Here is a 16,220-nt window from a genome sequence, read left to right on the forward strand (position 1 = left end):
TGCTCTCCCCCTTATTTAAACAGCTGCATGAGCTGCAATTTTTGAAATAATCGTTTGAAGTTTTTGCTCTTCTTCTTCAGTTAATCCGAGTCTCGGATAACGTGAAGGTCCTCCAGCTTGCCCGTATAATTCCATTGATCGTTTCACGATTTGTACATATTTTCCTGACCCTTCAAGAAACTCACAAAGAGGTAAAATAGCGTCGTTTATTTCCCAAGCTTTTTCTAATTCACCATTTTGGAAATGCTCATACATTTTTGTAACAAGTCCCGGTACGATATTACCTGCTACTGAAACCCAGCCCGTCGCACCAACTAAATAAGATTCCATAACTAAATCTTCAGATCCACAGAACACTTGAAAAGCACCTTCGCCTTGTCTTACTAAATCTCTCGCTTTTCGAATATCTCCGCTAGATTCTTTAATATGTGTAACATTTTCACAGTCTTTTCCAATACGTAGCATGAGTTCTGTACTCATATCAACACCAGATGTAAACGGGTTATTGTATAACATAATTGGAATATTTACAGCGTTTGAGATTTCTTTAAAATGAAAATATATTTCCTCTTCTTTCGGTTTACAATAATACGAATTTATAATTAATGCACAATCCGCTCCATGCGCTTCTGCATGTTTCGTATATTCAATCGTCTCTTTCGTCGTCTCCGCAGCAGTTCCAACAATAACTGGTATACGACCATCAACTTCTTTTAATACTGTTTCTACCATTTTAAATCGTTCTTCTTTTGATAAACTAACAAACTCTCCTGTGCTTCCATTAATAATAATGCCAGCCACTTTTTGCTCAATAAAGTAGTTTACGTTTTGTTTTACACCGTTCCAATTAATCTCTTGAAACTCATCCATCGGTGTGATTAATACTGGAAATGCCCCTTTAATATTTTTCATATTTATCTCTCCCTTTACTATTTTATTTTAATAAAAATCCTGTCGGAAACGGATCTGTAGGATCTAATAGAAACGTCTGCATCCCTGTAATAAATCCTCTACTTTCAAAACGGAAAATGTAACCCATTTCTTCCTTCTTCACTTTTTCAACAGTTATAAAGCTATTACATATACTTTCATTTATAAAAGGTTTATCCGCTATATAATCATTTTTAAATAACGCGTGAACATAAGACACAATAGTAGAAACAAAACCTGGCGATCGTACGATAAAGTTATCTTCATGAAATGTAATCGACTTTATATGGTTCTTTTCTTTTTGCGTGGAATCTACTAAAATAAGTCTTTTTATAAGTGACTGTTTTTGTATAGCTTGAAGTGTGGCTTCTCCCCATTTTTTCAATTCTGAAATGTTTTCAATACGAATTTCTGGCGAATACGCACCTTTTTCTACAACTGCGTATACTTTATCTGCCTGTATGAGAGAGTAACTTATATTACCAACTTGTAAATTTTTCTCAATCATATAACATAGTTTACTTTCAAGCGAAACAGATACAACTTCATCATTCTCTACATACGCATAGACTGAGAATATGCCAGATAACGTTTCGATTTTGTATTGATTCGTCTCTCTCTTTTTTACATACCCACTTTCTAGTAACATCGTTATGACTGCGACAATACCTCCGTAATGAAGAGGAATTGATCCTTCATGATTAAAAAATAATACAGCTGCATCAACTTCCGTATGAATAGAAGGAACGACGATACATCCATTTAAACCGATAAAACCACGCGGTTCATTTAATAAAAGCTGCATTTCTTCTGCTAATTCACCTGAAAATTGTTCGTTTAATTGTTCTAAATTGTAGTAGTACTTGCATGGTACATCTTTTATTACACGGAATACCTCGCCATTTACGTGTACGTCTACTGCTGTATACATTTTTTGAATGTTCATTTTACATCCTCCGTTTCATGTTCCATCGGCGGAATTAGCAAAAAGCCTTCTTTCAGTGGATCCTTTTCATTGTAAAAAAATCTATGCATCCCCATAAGCCAAGCTGAACCTGTAATTTTCGTTACGACAGCTTCAATATTTTCAACATTTGTCGTATTTATGACACAACCTTTAAATAAAGAGCCAACGATACTCTCGTGAACAAACTCTTCATCAATCTCAATTTTTTGGTTCGCATATAATACCGCTAACTTTGCTGATGTTCCTGTACCACATGGAGAACGATCAATTCCTCCAGGCGGAACGACAACTGTATTTTTCACATGCGCACTTTCATGTGTAGGATCTGTATAAAACTCCACATGGGTTAATCCTCTAATAAACGAATGCTCTGGATGAATGATTTCAAATTTCTCATTAATGATATTTCTTATATGAATTGCCTTATCTATGATTGTAGATGCGTTTTCTGGTACTAACTCTAACCCTACTGATTTCGCATCGATAATGGCATAAAAATTCCCTCCATACGCAATATCCGCCTCTACAGTTCCAATGTCTTCGACGTCTACAGTAATGTGTTTCAGTAAAAAAGCTGGTATGTTACAAAAGGAGACTTCTTTCGCTTTTCCATCTTGAACAAAGATATCCACTTCAACTAAGCCGGCTGGCGTGTCTAACTTTAACGAGGTAATCGGTTCAACTACCGGAATTAAACCTGATTCAATTAAAGCTGTACATACACCAATTGTATCGTGACCACACATCGGTAAATATCCACCTGTCTCTATGTAAATAACACCAATATCTGCTTCAGGATGACACGGATCTGTTAATAGTGCTCCTGACATTACATCATGACCACGCGGTTCATTCATTAACAATTTGCGAATCCAGTCATACTCCTTTTTCATATGTAACATCTTCTCTGCCATCGTCTCGCCTATTAACTTAGGCAGGCCGCTAATCAATGTTCTCGTTGGATTCCCGCCCGTATGTGTATCAATCGTCGTAAAGACTCTTTGTGACCTCATCCGTTTAACACCCTTTCTGTAAAACGACTCAAACGAAGTGGTTCAATAGGAATGATTGTTTCTTTTTCATTTAATAACTCTTCAATCACTTTTCCTGTAACTGCGGCAAGACTAATGCCATCCCCCTCATGCCCTGCTGCTATAAAGTAATTTGGGATATGTTCCACACGTGAAATAATCGGCAAATGATCTTCTGTCCACGGGCGTAATCCAGCATAGGAACGAATCACCATCATATCCGCCATTTTCGGATAAAAACGTATTGCTCTGTTCGCAATACATTTAATAACCTCGTTATTTATCCTCGTATGAAACCCTACAAACTCTCTACTACTACCAATTAAAAAATTTTGGCTTTCTGTCGGCTCAAACACAAGAGCTACCCCATATTTTTCAGTTAAAGCATCCACTTTTCGTTGTCCGCCAAATTTAGAAATTAAATAACCAAATTCCATTACTTTACGGCAACCAACGTGTTGTTGCCTTGAAGCTACAATAATATGCCCTTTTCTCGGTTCAATTGGGATATTTATATCCAACATTTGTCCGATTTTCGGAGCCCACACACCCGCTGCGTTCACCACTTGCTTCGCAGTAAACGTCCCATTTGTCGTTTCTACAATAAAGGAACCTTCTTTATCTCTTTTCATTTCTTTTACTTCCGTATGATTAAAAGCCTTCGTACCATATTTCTTCGATTCTGCAAGAAGTGAAAAAGCAAGAAGATATGGATTTACAGTCGAATCTGTTGCGCATTCTAACCCGCCTAATAAATCATCTGCAAAAAATGGCGATTCTGCTCTTATATCTTGCCTATCAAGCATTCGAAACGGTAAACCCGCTTCTTTTTGACGATTCACCCATTGCTGCGCTGCTTCCATTTCTTCTTCTGACTCACATACGAGAATACTTCCTGGTGCCCTATATTCAAATGAGTGCTCTAACTCTTCACTTAAATCCGTTACTAATTTTTGACTTACTAACGACATTTGACTATCAAACCCGGGGTCTTTATCAATAGCCAAAATATTTCCGTCACACCGTGAAGACGTCCCGCTGACAAATTCTCCTTTTTCAATGATTGTTACGTCTCTTCCGTATTTTGAAGTGTAATACGCGATCGAGCAGCCAATAATACCGCCGCCAATTATTAAAACGTCGCAGTGCCTCACAAAATACTCCTCCTTCCCCTAAAGCTCTCACTTTCTTTTATGCAATTGACGTGCCAACTGTACATATATACAATTTTTATAAATAATATTTTTATTTGTAAAAATATTTTAAATTTATCGCAAATAAGTGTATTATTTTTTTATCACTGTCAAAATTTTTATACATAATAGGAGGACAATATGGCATTCTCATTTCCCACAATAAAAGAATTTCTAAAAATTTTATCCATTAATCATACATACTGCTTGCAACATATTGAGCAAATTAACGGAAAGTATTATTACCGCCCTTCTACTACAGAAAAATATAACTGCGCAGTAATATATGAAGATGAATCATTCACCGCTTTAATTGACGCGTTTTCCAATGAAATAGTCGTTATCATAATGAACGAAAATAAAGAGCCTATATGCTGTATAACAGCTCAGCAAATCATCCCGTTTCTTGTTAAGTCATACAATGAACTCCATTCTTTTTATAACACCGTAATACAAACAACGGATTCTTCCGTTACAGTCATCGATGATAAAGAACGCGTTTGCACCTGGACAGATGGCGCCGAGAAGATCTTTTCAGTCAAGCATAATGAGATTATTGGGCAACCTATCACTCGTTTTTTTGACTATAAAGATTTGGAAATTTTGCAATCATTACATGACGGAAAAAGTATAATCGCTCAGTTCCATCAACCTCGTCCAGATTTGTTCGTATTAATTAACTCAAATCCAGTTTATTGTAACGATGAAATTATAGGAGCAGTCGTTTCAGAAACTGACGTTACAAATCAAGTCGCATTAAATGAAAAACTATTCAATATGTCACATGAAATGCACCGTTTAGAACAAGAAGTAGCAAAGTATAAAGATGAATCAGACCCTTTTCTTGCGATGAATGGAAAGAGCCCCGTTATACAAAGAACGATACAATTAGCTAGAAAAGTTTGTTCGGTGAAATCAACTGTTTTAATACTCGGTGAAAGTGGTGTTGGAAAAGAAGTATTTGCGAAAGCAATTCATGATGCAAGTGAAGCAGCTAAAGCTCCATTCATTTCAATTAACTGTGGTGCCATTCCAGAGGCGTTATTTGAAAGCGAATTATTCGGCTATGAGCGCGGGGCGTTTTCTGGTGCAAATAATAAAGGTAAGAAAGGTAAAATAGAGCTCGCCCAAGGTGGCACATTATTTCTTGATGAAATAGGAGAAATGCCGCTCGATATGCAAGTGAAACTTTTACGTGTACTACAAGAACGAAAATATTACCGAGTTGGTGGAGAAAAAGAGATTCATATTGACTTCCGTATTATCGCTGCTACCAATCGTGATTTACAAGAAGAAATGAGAAAAGGCACGTTCCGAGAAGATTTATACTATCGCCTAAATGTAGTTAGTTTGCATATTCCACCGCTGCGCGAAAGACGCGAAGATATTATTGAATTAACCTATTCTTTCCTAAACGATTTTTCAATAAACTATAACAGACCCATTCGCGACTTACCTTCAAGCATTATGCATGAACTGCTTCATTACAATTGGCCAGGTAATATTCGCGAGCTCCGTAACGTTATTGAAAGACTTGTCGTATTTGCGACTGACGGTATTATAAAGCAAGAATATTTACCATTTCATACAACCGAAACTTTAGATAATCATGCGGCTCATTCCTTATTACTCAGCAACAATAATACAATCCTCTCTTTACAAGAAGAGATGGAGGAACATGAGAAAAAGGTCATTGAGAGGGCTTTACGCATTTTGAATGGAAATAAATTAGAATGTGCGAAACAACTTGGTGTTACGAGAGCCACTTTATATAACCGTTTAAAAAAGCTCGGGTTACAATAAACCTTACCTCCTCTATATTGGCATAGTTTTTGCATTATATAATTTGTGCAAACCGAACTAGAGGAGGAATACATATGACGAATAAAGACCACTTAATTGTTTGTCGATGTGAAGAAGTTACATACGGTCAACTTCAATCGACAATTGCTGAATATAAATGCTCGGCAAGAGAATTAAAACTAAGAACACGTGCTGGCATGGGATTTTGCGGTGGCCGCACATGTAGAATGATGATAGATCGAATGATTGAACATGCAAATCCAGGCGTAACTACAAATGATATTCCATTGAAATATCAACCACCGGTACGAGCAGTTACTTTTGGATCGGTAGGTGAAAGTAAATGAGTAGAATTACACATCACCCTATTTTAGGAAGTTTACATAATAGTAATCGCATTACTTTTCAATTTAACGGTCAACAATATGAAGCATATGAACATGAAACGATTGCGGCCGCTTTACTTGCAAACGGAATAAGAACATTAAGAGTGCACGAAGATAACGGGACGCCGCGAGGTATTTACTGTAATATCGGACATTGTTCTGAATGCCGCGTCACAGTAAACAATCAAGCAAACGTACGAGCATGCTTAACTGTCGTTGAAAAAGATATGGTTGTTGCTAGTGGTAAACAGCATCCAAATATCGTGAGAGAGATGGTGAAAAAGCGATGAATGATGTCATAATTATCGGAGCTGGCCCAGCGGGTTTATCAGCCTCTATCTCTTGCGCTCGATTTGGACTGAATGTACTTGTTATTGATGAATTTATGAAGCCTGGCGGAAGATTGTTAGGACAATTACATCAAGAACCTACTGGAGAATGGTGGAACGGGATAAAAGAATCAAAACGCCTTCACGAAGAAGCACAATCTCTTTCAGTTAATATTCAATGTGGCATTTCCGTCTATAATTTAGATAAAGATGAAAGTTCTTGGTACGTACATACGAATATCGGTACGTTAGAAGCACCGTTCGTTTTACTTGCTACTGGCGCTGCTGAGTACTCCATTTCCCTTCCCGGTTGGACACTTCCAGGAGTCATGTCAATCGGGGCAGCCCAAGTAATGACAAATGTTCATCGCGTTCAAGTTGGGGAAAAAGGAATCATTATTGGTGCTAACATTTTGTCATTCGCTATTTTGAATGAATTACAATTAGCAGGCATCAAAATTGAACATATCGTACTTCCTGAAAAAAGTGAATTAAGTCAACAGGCTGGAGAACCAGAAGAAGTTTTAAACTCTCTTTTAAATGCGGCTCATCTCGCTCCTTCTGCTTTTCTACGCATAGGTAGCCATTTTATGAAATATGACTGGATTCGAAAAGCCGGATTAACCTTCTATCCAAACAGCGGAATGAAAATAAACGGTACACCTCTTCACCTTCGAAAAGCAGCTCTTGAAATTATCGGAACAAATCAAGTTGAAGGTGTACGCATTGCTAATATTGATACGAAAGGAAATATCGTAACCGGATCGGAACAAATATATGAAGCAGACTTCGTTTGTATTGCCGGTGGCTTATATCCTCTCGCTGAACTAGCCGCTGTAGCTGGCTGTCCGTTCCGTTACATTCCGGAATTAGGCGGGCATGTTCCTCTCCATTCCGAAGCAATGGAAACCCCTCTTTCTGGTTTATTTGTAGCCGGCAATATAACTGGCATTGAAAGCGGGAAAATTGCAATGGCACAAGGGACTGTTGCTGGATATTCAATTGTAAAACAGGCAAATAAAAAATCCCATTCTGTGGAACAACAATTGCAACAAGCAATCCAACATGTACATGCGGTACGTCAACAAGCTGCCATTCAATTTAACCAAGGTGTTGATGTCGGTAGACGGAAAATGAATGAAATTTGGCGTGATTATTCCCTTGCATATGCACATACTAAAAAGAGCTGCTGAGAATACTCTCAACAGCTCTTTTTCCTACTCATCTGAGTTATTAAATTTCGCTAACGCGTAAATACCTTCTTCATCATCTAATTCAAGTTGTAATCTCGCCGCAAATGAATTGACATTATATTCTCTGTCAAGTAATAAGCGTAGTGCTTCGATTAAGTTCGCTTGAATTAAAATTTGCTGGCGACCATTTACCTCTACTTCAGCAGAAAAACCATAGTCATCGTCGTACATAAGTTCAACTAAAACTTCTTCTGGACCAACTTGTCTTTTTTCAGCGATATATACGCAAAGGGCATTGATCAGTTCTTGTTCAGAAATTTTTATCGTTTCCATGCTACTTCATCTTCCTTTTTCTTACGTTGATCTTTGAAGTATTTAAATGCACGAATTGCTAACATTACGATACCAGCCATTACTAACATATTTACCATAAATGCTAATACAGAACCAAGAGCTCCCATATTTGCAAATAAGCTACCCATTAGTAAACCACCGAGACCACCTAGTAATAAACCTTTCATAAAGCTTCCTTTATTACTTTTTGGTGCTGTATTTGTTGCTTTTGTTTTTGAATCAGGAGTCGTTTTTTGAGAATTTACATTTGAGTCTTTTTTGTTTAAATCAACTTTTGACTTTTGACCTGAACTTGGTGTAAACGACTTTTTACCAGATTTGTAACTCTTCGCTGCTGCGTGATCTACAAACATGAAGCTACTAGCTCCAAAGATAACCATGAATGCTGTCATGACTGCTACAAGTTTTTTCAACATATTATATCCATTCTCCTTTTATATAGATATATGTGAAATCTACCTTTCTAGTAAATTCAGAATGATAGATTTATTTTTAAAAACATTTTAAAGGTTCTTATGAACTTATTATATGAACTTTTGTCGAAATATGCAAGTGTTATTTACTTCCGACAGTTTAGTGACAAAGGAAAAATTAAGCAAAACAGAATTGACTTTAAATGAAACAAAACATATTATAGGTTCATAAGAACTTTTTATTATTTATGGAGGTGAAAAGATGGAAACATTTCATCTCACACGAAACGAAATGGCTACCCTTCTTCTATCATTAAGAGGATGGAATACGAAAAAGCCTCTCGGTATTTTACAAGAAGCTTGGGCAAAGTCACATAAAAAAGATATTGAAAGCGGACAAAGCGTAACTGCTTTTATCACTACCGCACTTTCACCTATTTTTGAAAAACTGATAAAAATTGACGATACAGACGTCGGTTTCTCTTTAAATGAAATAGTCGCGCTTGGCAATCAGATCGAAAACACAAGTTTCTCTGTAACTGCCATGCAAAACTGGGTGAAACGAGATATAAAAGAAATGATTGGCTCTCCTCAAAAAGGAAAAAAATATTCAATTGAACAAGCAGCCTTACTATTCATTGTTGAAGATTTAAAAACAGCACTTGATTTTGAATCCATTCGTAAGCTATTACGCCTTATCGTAAATGATCCAGCCGATCGAAGTGATGACTTAATCAATCCTGTTCATTTATATGGAGCATACTCTTCTCTATTTGAAGAACTCAATCAAGGGAATTGCTTACAATTAAATGCAACAGATACAATCCATACAATTGAAAACATCGTAAAAGAAAGAGCTGATAAAATTGCAAGCAAGTTCGATCAGGTTAATAACGAACAACGTGAAGCAATCCGTAACGCCATTATTATCGCCACACTTTCTGTACATACCGCATATGTACAAATGTTAGCGAAACGTTACGTAACAGCAACTTTATTTCTACAAAATTTAGATGTGAAGCCGTAAAAAAACAAGCATCCCCCTATCTTATATGTAGAACTGGGAGATGCTTGTTTTTTATATCAATATAAGATGCAAAAATCGTTTACATATAAGTTTCATTTTACAATTGCTCTTGATTATGTAATTATCATTACTAATCTATAATTCATTCAACAATCTTCATTTCGTGCTATTAAATGCCTATTAGATTTTCTCGATAAACTTAATTACATCATCGTTGTAATTGTATTTATCATTAATTTCTCGCAATAATTCAATATCGTGAGTATGAGTTTTTCCAGTCTCGAGCAATTCGCGATATAAATCAATATAAGGAAGATTTTTACTAATAGCGTTTTTTAATTCCTTTTCTACATCATAAGAAACTTTTTTAAATCTCACCTCCGCAATCCCTGCCTCATCAATCTCAAGAATTGCATACTGAGCACGTAAGTCAGAGTTTAGCTTATTCCACTTGTAAAAAGGTTGTCCAACTGTTCCTGGGTTAATAATTAATTGATCATTGCTACTATAGCGCAACAATTGATGGTGGGTATGAGCGTAAATCGCAATATCATATTCACGATCAAATAACCGATCAAACTGTTCCTGATTATTAGTGGGCCACAAATCTCCTCCGTAATTTTTATTTTGTAAATTATGACTAATACTGATTGATAAATCATTAACCTGTTTTATTATCTGTAATGGTAAATTTTTAATATGCTTAATATAGTTTTCATCCAAGTTTTCACATTGATACTGAACTAATCTAGAAACATAAATATCAGTTGCGTTATCAATATCAATGTTTTTATTAAGAACGTCAAGAAAGCTATCTTCCCAGTTTCCTTGTACATAAGTATCAACGTTTATACTTTCTAACATTTTAAATAAATCATTCGATCCAGAACCTGGCATAATTAAATCTCCTAAAAACCAATAATCAGTCACATCTTCTTTCATAGAATCTTCGATAACTGTTTGTAAAGCAGTTGCATTTCCATGTACATCTGCCAGTAATGCAATTTTATGTTTCATGTATTTTATTCACTCTCCCTAATTCACGCTATATTCAGAATTAAATACACACGCTTTTTTCTTTCTATACTGTTTCCTCTTTCTTAACTCTACGCATTTCGTACACTTTCACTTCATTCTCCACATACGATTTTACTTTTTCAAATCCAGCTTTCTCATAACAACGAATCGCCCTCTTGTTATCTTCCCTAACTTGCAATAGAACTGCTTCTATATCAGGGTCTAAAAATGATTTACTAATAAAATACTTTGTAATCTCCGTTCCAAGCCCTTTTGAATATAAATTCGAAACGCCAATGAGAATAGAGTATTCCATCACATATATATCATCATATTTCGTCTTTTTTAATCCAACTCTACCTATTACTTCATCCTTCACTACTATTACATGATAACTTGCATGAGACCGCGACAATTTTTCGGTCCAGTACTGACGAAGCTCTTCGATTGTATATCGCTTAAATGGTTTTATATCCGCTATGTTATGTAATTTTTCATCGTTATACCATTCTAATATAACTGGTAAATCATCCATTTCTAAAAGGCGTTCTTTCCACTCCACATTTCCACCTCATCCATTTTATGTTTTCAAACTAATTAAATTGAATATGCATATTCTTTTTTAGGTAACCTTACTATCTCTCGAATAAAAGGGGATTTTTCTACAATATCCTCTAGCTGCCCCTCACTATAGACGTAAATACCACCTACATATGAACTGTACGCCTTTTTCTCAATTATTATTGCTAAATTATTATTCTCCCTCTTAAAATCACCCTCCAGCCCTTTTTGAAATGATAAACTTTTAGTACCTGAAAAATAAAGCTGAATTAACGCCACTAATTGTTTGTCCTCTGATTTTGCAAAGCACTGAATTTCATGTAAAATCATTTCATCTTGTAACGGAAGAAAGTCTTCTACTAGTAAATCTTCTTTATAAAAGAAATTTTGTAATTCAGGAGTATAGAACTTAAGATTTTTTTCCATTACCTTTCGAAAAATGGATTGCAACAATAAATCTTTTCCTATTACAAACGGATGACCAAAGCCATTATTATAAAGTCCTTCTTTCATTTTCATTAGTTGTTCAATCAAAGGGATTCCAGATTCTTCAATTACAAGTTTACCATTAATAAAACGCATACTAGCAATCAGTTCTTCAATTCTTAAGCCCTCTAATTCAAGATTAGAATAATATAAATCTCTATTCCAAAAATCTAATTGATCCATGCCTAATGAATTAAATAATAGTTCATCTATAATTAGAAAGACTCCATCTTCTGTTAAAGCTTTCATTACATCATCTAATAATTCAGGGGTCTGATTTAAAATCGTGCGTATTTCTTCGTCCTCTTGAATGATTCGTATAGTCCACTCACCATGATCTTCACCTGATATTTGTTGAAAACAATGCGAATACGGGCCATGGCCAATATCGTGTAGAAGTGCTACAACAGATAATAATTCCCTCTCATATTCTGATAAACGAATATCACCAATATTCGTAAGATGTTCTATCACTTTATTTACAAGTACATATACACCTATTGAATGTTCTTTCCTCGTATGTATTGCGTTTTCGTGTAAAAAGTATGTATGTCCCTGCTGTTTAATATAAGCCAACCTTTGAAATGCTTTTGTATCTATCAATTGAAGAATATATCTATCCTGAATAGATATTGGTCCATAAATCGGATCTGTAATATACATATGTTCTCCTCCTATTTTTGTAAATTAAAGACCTTCACCATTATACTTAATTTTCAGTCTATTATCATTGGAATATGAGAAATTTTTAATAATCTTTTCATTCTCTCTTCATGAAAATTGAACTTATATACTTTACTATAATACTTATAAAGGACATAAAAGAATTGAAATAGCAATCCCCTATACAAATAAGGTATAATCTACACATAGTGAATCTTTTATATTATTAACTATAAGGTTCACCTATTCAAAAATACATAAACTAGAAGGTGCAACAATGGTAAGTAGTTTTATTCACTCAGTATTAACATTTTTTGAAGGGCTAGGTTATTGGGGCATTATGCTTGGACTTATGATTGAGATTATCCCAAGTGAGATTGTCCTTGCTTATGCGGGATACTTAGTATTCAATGGTAGTATCTCATTTGTAGGTGCAGTTGTATTTGGTACAATTGGCGGCGTTATTGCTCAAATTTTTATTTATTGGCTTGGACGATACGGTGGACGCCCTATATTAGAACGTTATGGAAAATATATTTTCATACATAAAAAACAAATAGATGCTGCAGAAGATTGGTTTAATCGTTACGGAACTGGCGTCATTTTTACAGCACGCTTCATTCCAGTAGTGCGTCATGCGATTTCAATTCCTGCTGGTATTACAAAAATGTCATTCCTACGTTTCACTACGTTAACAGCACTCGCAATCATCCCTTGGTCTATCATTTTCATTTACTTAGGTGAAAAACTAGGTGAAAATTGGGAGAATATTAATGATATCGCTGGACCATATGTGAAATCATTCGCAATTGGTGGCGTCATACTTATTGTTTTATACTTCGTTATAAAAAAATGGACAAAAAAACGTAAAAATTTTGCGTAAAAATATATAATAAAAACCGCTATACATTCATTACGAATGTTAGCGGTTTTTATTATAGGCTTGATTTTGTATTAGAAATTGTATTATTTCTTCTTTGTGCTTTAAGTCATGTTGAATGAGTGATGAAAAGTAATGATTTAATTTCACTTTTTTAGTGCCAAATTGGTAGACATTATAAAAATATTTGGTGGGAATTCGCTCAATTTCATCCACTAACTGTTTACGAGTAACACTGAATTGATTTAATAGTCCTTCTTTTGAAATACCAGATCTCGCATATTTAATTGCTCCCTTATTCATTTCCTCAACATCTATTGGAACATTTGGTACAGATTGTCCACTTATAAAGTATGGAATTCTATCCTTTATTAAAAACACGTCCCAAACGATAAAATGTGAAATCACATCCGCAATTGCCCATGAACCTTCTCTTAATGCCTGAAACCATATATCATCAGGTACTCGCTGTAATGTTTGACACCATTCTATTAAATATAATTTTTCTTCCAAAACATTCTCTTTCTTCATTATTCCTTCCTTCCTTTCTCGCACTTATAATTCATTCATATTAATATTTTCTAGAAATTGTATAAAAAGCCTTCATAATTATGTGGATAAGCTACAATTCACTCATTCATTTCGTATATTATCTCAAAAAGGAGTGATTCCCCTATGCATTGGCAACAAAAAATACAATACTTAATCGGACGCCCTATCGGTATTTCCTTCATTAATGGGCAAGGAACCTCTGGTGTATTATGTTCTGCACATGATGGTCAATTGTATGTATATGAATACCTTTATCAAGCGCAATTCGCAATGAAACATTATGATTTTAGACAAATTCAAGATATACATGCCTTTCCGAATTGCCCACATCAAAATCCTCTATACTAAAAAAGGAACAGCTTATAGCCGTTCCTTTTTCTCCACACTTATTTCTCAGTATAAAAGTTTTGCACTGCTTCATCAAAGTAAATCCAGCCTTTCCACCCTAAATGAATTGTATCTTTTAAGAAATACTTATCATATTCATGGCCAGAGAAATCGACTACTGGATACCCCGCTTTCTCAACTTGTTCCCGAACTTTTTTATAATATACATCACGGCGTTCTTTAGGGAAGCCAGCATAATCATACCACGGTCCATTTACAGGTACAGAAATAAAGAGCGGCTTGACATTTTTCTCTTTAAAAATATTTAAAACAATTTGTAAGTCATCATATTCTGGTGATTCTTCATACGATTCATTTGCTCTAAAGTTTTTTAAACCTTTTAACTTTTTCTTCAAATTATGTTTATAGTAATATGGATTTTCAATTCCGAATGTGTTTGTAGTAGATTCCGCTTTCCCTTCTTCTTCCGCATGTTTACGTGCATCTACCCAAGAAATTGAACGTAGTCCCACATTTGTTTTTTCTTTCATCGGCTCAATCTTAAATATGGAGTTAAATAAATCTCTATGATCTAAAATATTTCGATGCATATAAGCAAGTGGTTTAACTAAACCCGCTTTTACGTTATGTTTCGTATCATTAAATACAATACCTTCTAAGGAATTTTTTAATATATCATCTTCTTGAACAACTTTATAATCTAAAAGTCGTTTCGCAATTTGCTTCTTCATTTCTACATTTATTTTATCATTAAAAATAAAATGATATGCTTGTTGTTTAGAGAAATTGTTCGTAAAATCCCCCTGCGATACACCAGTCTTTGTAAACCATTGTGGTGATAAAACAAAGACTACTTTTTTACCTTCTAACTCATCCATTGTAGATGTCATATTTAATATATGAGCTAAACTTTGTGTACCGCCAATCCCAATTAAATATGGCGTAAAACCAGCGGGATTTACTTTGAAATAATTAGACGGATGATATGCATCCATTCGTAAAAATTCAGATGAACCGTACATCGGTAAATACTGCGAATTCTCTAACATTTTCTGTTGCAAGAATACACTTTGTAATTTTTCTTTTTGTAAGGAAGTTGCCGCATCTGCTACCTTCTTATCACTAATCAGTGATACTAAACTTTTCGATGGGATGAGTATGATAATAAAAAAAAGCACACACGCTAAAATTATGGGACCAAAGGCATGCTTCATTTTCATTTTTTATTCCTCTTCCTATCGCAATTAAATTGTAACCCTTGTCTTTGACACGTCATCATTTCTCTCCTTTTTCTCTATACATGTTCCATTCTATTTATCTATTATATACATGTATGTATTTCTTTCCTTGTTCTATTAAGACCTATATATAGCGCAAGAAAATGTTTCCATAGAAACACGTTAATTATACAAGATTCTACATACATTTCACACTGAAATTTTAGTAATAATTTTATTTTTTAACAATGAAAAAACATATGAAATGTCTAGAATTCTTCGGATGATGTATTGAGTTCAAAATATGATAATAAGCGCCCGCTATAATCAACTTCATGAGTATATATAAACCCTAGATTTCGTAAAAGTTTTTTCGAGTTCTCATTTGCTACTTTTACTCTAGCAATTATTCTTTTTACATTCATCATCTCTTTTGCATATTGAATGGAAGCCTTTGCTGCTTCTGACGCATATCCATTTCCCCAATATTCCGGATCAAGTAAATACATAATTTCTATTTCACCTGTTTCATCTATTTTTCTTAAACCACAATGTCCTAAAAGCGCTCCTGTATTTCTATTAACTAACAACCATACCCCGAAACCATACTGTTCCCAATGTGATATTAGTTGCATAATATAGTCCTTTGCTTCTTCCTTTGACATTCCCTTTGATTTAGCAAGCCATTTGCCAACAGCCTCTTCTTTTACTATGCTATAAAATTGATCAACATCTTCTATAATGGGCTTTCTCATGAATAACCTTTTTGTATGTATTACTTTCTTTTCTTCAAACATAAAACTTCATTCCCCTCCAAAATTTTATACAGACTAGTAAATTATACCATGTACTATTTACCCGACTTTAACT

At 34.7% G+C, this 16,220-nt stretch carries 19 protein-coding genes; 7 read left to right on the forward strand and 12 right to left on the reverse strand.

What is annotated here, in order from left to right:
- Window positions 1-15: 15 nt before the first annotated feature.
- Genes dapA through NST14_RS14315 form a run of 4 tightly spaced genes read right to left on the reverse strand, consistent with a single transcriptional unit; the run spans window position 16 to window position 4,082 of the window.
- A complete protein-coding gene (dapA, locus tag NST14_RS14300) occupies window positions 16-912 on the reverse strand; it encodes a 4-hydroxy-tetrahydrodipicolinate synthase (protein ID WP_000789612.1) in 897 nt (298 codons plus the stop codon).
- Between the two features lie 22 nt (window positions 913-934).
- The gene (locus tag NST14_RS14305) at window positions 935-1,876 is read right to left on the reverse strand and encodes a proline racemase family protein (RefSeq protein ID WP_193635933.1); all 942 of its coding nucleotides are present in this window, start codon (window positions 1,874-1,876) and stop codon (window positions 935-937) included.
- Window positions 1,873-2,910, reverse strand: coding sequence for a proline racemase family protein (locus NST14_RS14310; protein WP_001257530.1), 1,038 nt, complete (start codon window positions 2,908-2,910; stop codon window positions 1,873-1,875). The genes NST14_RS14305 and NST14_RS14310 overlap by 4 nt, the downstream gene beginning before the upstream one ends.
- Window positions 2,907-4,082, reverse strand: a complete 1,176-nt coding sequence (locus NST14_RS14315; protein ID WP_001215270.1) for an NAD(P)/FAD-dependent oxidoreductase — start codon at window positions 4,080-4,082, stop codon at window positions 2,907-2,909. The genes NST14_RS14310 and NST14_RS14315 overlap by 4 nt, the downstream gene beginning before the upstream one ends.
- A 180-nt stretch (window positions 4,083-4,262) precedes the next feature.
- Between NST14_RS14315 and NST14_RS14320 the strand changes: the two genes are divergently transcribed.
- The 4 genes from NST14_RS14320 (at window position 4,263) to NST14_RS14335 (ending at window position 7,832) form a co-directional block, all read left to right on the forward strand.
- Complete coding sequence (locus tag NST14_RS14320; RefSeq protein WP_048557936.1) at window positions 4,263-5,924, forward strand: sigma-54 interaction domain-containing protein; 1,662 nt, start codon at window positions 4,263-4,265, stop codon at window positions 5,922-5,924.
- A 74-nt stretch (window positions 5,925-5,998) separates the two neighbouring features.
- Window positions 5,999-6,271: a (2Fe-2S)-binding protein gene (locus tag NST14_RS14325; RefSeq protein WP_000182238.1), complete on the forward strand. Its 273-nt coding sequence runs from the start codon at window positions 5,999-6,001 to the stop codon at window positions 6,269-6,271.
- The gene (locus tag NST14_RS14330) at window positions 6,268-6,600 is read left to right on the forward strand and encodes a (2Fe-2S)-binding protein (protein WP_000087049.1); all 333 of its coding nucleotides are present in this window, start codon (window positions 6,268-6,270) and stop codon (window positions 6,598-6,600) included. Before NST14_RS14325 ends, NST14_RS14330 begins: the two co-directional genes overlap by 4 nt.
- On the forward strand, window positions 6,597-7,832 hold the full coding sequence (locus NST14_RS14335; RefSeq protein ID WP_229142763.1) for an NAD(P)/FAD-dependent oxidoreductase: 1,236 nt from the start codon (window positions 6,597-6,599) through the stop codon (window positions 7,830-7,832). The genes NST14_RS14330 and NST14_RS14335 overlap by 4 nt, the downstream gene beginning before the upstream one ends.
- Window positions 7,833-7,856: 24 nt before the next feature.
- Here the strand turns inward: NST14_RS14335 and NST14_RS14340 are convergent, their stop codons facing one another.
- Window positions 7,857-8,165, reverse strand: coding sequence for a YxcD family protein (locus NST14_RS14340; protein ID WP_000447759.1), 309 nt, complete (start codon window positions 8,163-8,165; stop codon window positions 7,857-7,859).
- The gene (locus tag NST14_RS14345; RefSeq protein WP_000914477.1) at window positions 8,153-8,602 is read right to left on the reverse strand and encodes a hypothetical protein; all 450 of its coding nucleotides are present in this window, start codon (window positions 8,600-8,602) and stop codon (window positions 8,153-8,155) included. The genes NST14_RS14340 and NST14_RS14345 overlap by 13 nt, the downstream gene beginning before the upstream one ends.
- A 259-nt stretch (window positions 8,603-8,861) precedes the next feature.
- Between NST14_RS14345 and NST14_RS14350 the strand changes: the two genes are divergently transcribed.
- Complete coding sequence (locus NST14_RS14350) at window positions 8,862-9,626, forward strand: DUF1836 domain-containing protein (RefSeq protein ID WP_000447224.1); 765 nt, start codon at window positions 8,862-8,864, stop codon at window positions 9,624-9,626.
- A 180-nt stretch (window positions 9,627-9,806) separates the two neighbouring features.
- Here the strand turns inward: NST14_RS14350 and NST14_RS14355 are convergent, their stop codons facing one another.
- The 3 genes from NST14_RS14355 to NST14_RS14365 form a co-directional block, all read right to left on the reverse strand.
- On the reverse strand, window positions 9,807-10,643 hold the full coding sequence (locus NST14_RS14355; protein WP_048557938.1) for a metallophosphoesterase family protein: 837 nt from the start codon (window positions 10,641-10,643) through the stop codon (window positions 9,807-9,809).
- A gap of 64 nt (window positions 10,644-10,707) precedes the next feature.
- The gene (locus NST14_RS14360; RefSeq protein ID WP_000454877.1) at window positions 10,708-11,205 is read right to left on the reverse strand and encodes a GNAT family N-acetyltransferase; all 498 of its coding nucleotides are present in this window, start codon (window positions 11,203-11,205) and stop codon (window positions 10,708-10,710) included.
- Window positions 11,206-11,240: 35 nt separating this feature from the next.
- On the reverse strand, window positions 11,241-12,353 hold the full coding sequence (locus tag NST14_RS14365) for an HD domain-containing protein (RefSeq protein ID WP_048557939.1): 1,113 nt from the start codon (window positions 12,351-12,353) through the stop codon (window positions 11,241-11,243).
- Between the two features lie 277 nt (window positions 12,354-12,630).
- On the opposite strand from NST14_RS14365, the gene NST14_RS14370 reads away from it, so the two are divergent.
- Entirely contained in the window at window positions 12,631-13,236 is a 606-nt protein-coding gene (locus NST14_RS14370; protein ID WP_048557940.1) for a DedA family protein, read from the forward strand.
- 39 nt (window positions 13,237-13,275) lie between these two features.
- Here the strand turns inward: NST14_RS14370 and NST14_RS14375 are convergent, their stop codons facing one another.
- Complete coding sequence (locus NST14_RS14375) at window positions 13,276-13,764, reverse strand: DinB family protein (protein WP_001982153.1); 489 nt, start codon at window positions 13,762-13,764, stop codon at window positions 13,276-13,278.
- A 144-nt stretch (window positions 13,765-13,908) separates the two neighbouring features.
- On the opposite strand from NST14_RS14375, the gene NST14_RS14380 reads away from it, so the two are divergent.
- On the forward strand, window positions 13,909-14,133 hold the full coding sequence (locus NST14_RS14380; protein ID WP_000558703.1) for a hypothetical protein: 225 nt from the start codon (window positions 13,909-13,911) through the stop codon (window positions 14,131-14,133).
- A gap of 38 nt (window positions 14,134-14,171) precedes the next feature.
- Here the strand turns inward: NST14_RS14380 and dltD are convergent, their stop codons facing one another.
- Both dltD and NST14_RS14390 read right to left on the reverse strand, forming a co-directional pair.
- Window positions 14,172-15,353: a D-alanyl-lipoteichoic acid biosynthesis protein DltD gene (gene dltD, locus NST14_RS14385; protein ID WP_000782290.1), complete on the reverse strand. Its 1,182-nt coding sequence runs from the start codon at window positions 15,351-15,353 to the stop codon at window positions 14,172-14,174.
- A 266-nt stretch (window positions 15,354-15,619) separates the two neighbouring features.
- The gene (locus NST14_RS14390) at window positions 15,620-16,147 is read right to left on the reverse strand and encodes a GNAT family N-acetyltransferase (RefSeq protein WP_000461337.1); all 528 of its coding nucleotides are present in this window, start codon (window positions 16,145-16,147) and stop codon (window positions 15,620-15,622) included.
- Between the last annotated feature and the right edge of the window lie 73 nt (window positions 16,148-16,220).

The organism is Bacillus sp. FSL W8-0519 (assembly GCF_038005585.1).
In the GTDB taxonomy this organism is placed as follows: Bacteria; Bacillota; Bacilli; order Bacillales; family Bacillaceae_G; genus Bacillus_A; species Bacillus_A paranthracis.

Bases quoted from the DNA above. Each gene is read 5' to 3' on its own strand.
- NST14_RS14335 (WP_229142763.1), top strand. From the start codon at position 6,597: ATGAATGATGTCATAATTATCGGAGCTGGCCCAGCGGGTTTATCAGCC.
- NST14_RS14390 (WP_000461337.1), bottom strand. From the start codon at position 16,147: ATGTTTGAAGAAAAGAAAGTAATACATACAAAAAGGTTATTCATGAGA.
- dltD (WP_000782290.1), bottom strand. From the start codon at position 15,353: ATGAAAATGAAGCATGCCTTTGGTCCCATAATTTTAGCGTGTGTGCTT.
- NST14_RS14330 (WP_000087049.1), top strand. From the start codon at position 6,268: ATGAGTAGAATTACACATCACCCTATTTTAGGAAGTTTACATAATAGT.
- NST14_RS14320 (WP_048557936.1), top strand. From the start codon at position 4,263: ATGGCATTCTCATTTCCCACAATAAAAGAATTTCTAAAAATTTTATCC.
- NST14_RS14305 (WP_193635933.1), bottom strand. From the start codon at position 1,876: ATGAACATTCAAAAAATGTATACAGCAGTAGACGTACACGTAAATGGC.
- NST14_RS14350 (WP_000447224.1), top strand. From the start codon at position 8,862: ATGGAAACATTTCATCTCACACGAAACGAAATGGCTACCCTTCTTCTA.
- NST14_RS14375 (WP_001982153.1), bottom strand. From the start codon at position 13,764: ATGAAGAAAGAGAATGTTTTGGAAGAAAAATTATATTTAATAGAATGG.
- NST14_RS14340 (WP_000447759.1), bottom strand. From the start codon at position 8,165: ATGGAAACGATAAAAATTTCTGAACAAGAACTGATCAATGCCCTTTGC.
- dapA (WP_000789612.1), bottom strand. From the start codon at position 912: ATGAAAAATATTAAAGGGGCATTTCCAGTATTAATCACACCGATGGAT.
- NST14_RS14370 (WP_048557940.1), top strand. From the start codon at position 12,631: ATGGTAAGTAGTTTTATTCACTCAGTATTAACATTTTTTGAAGGGCTA.
- NST14_RS14310 (WP_001257530.1), bottom strand. From the start codon at position 2,910: ATGAGGTCACAAAGAGTCTTTACGACGATTGATACACATACGGGCGGG.
- NST14_RS14380 (WP_000558703.1), top strand. From the start codon at position 13,909: ATGCATTGGCAACAAAAAATACAATACTTAATCGGACGCCCTATCGGT.
- NST14_RS14345 (WP_000914477.1), bottom strand. From the start codon at position 8,602: ATGTTGAAAAAACTTGTAGCAGTCATGACAGCATTCATGGTTATCTTT.
- NST14_RS14365 (WP_048557939.1), bottom strand. From the start codon at position 12,353: ATGTATATTACAGATCCGATTTATGGACCAATATCTATTCAGGATAGA.
- NST14_RS14325 (WP_000182238.1), top strand. From the start codon at position 5,999: ATGACGAATAAAGACCACTTAATTGTTTGTCGATGTGAAGAAGTTACA.
- NST14_RS14355 (WP_048557938.1), bottom strand. From the start codon at position 10,643: ATGAAACATAAAATTGCATTACTGGCAGATGTACATGGAAATGCAACT.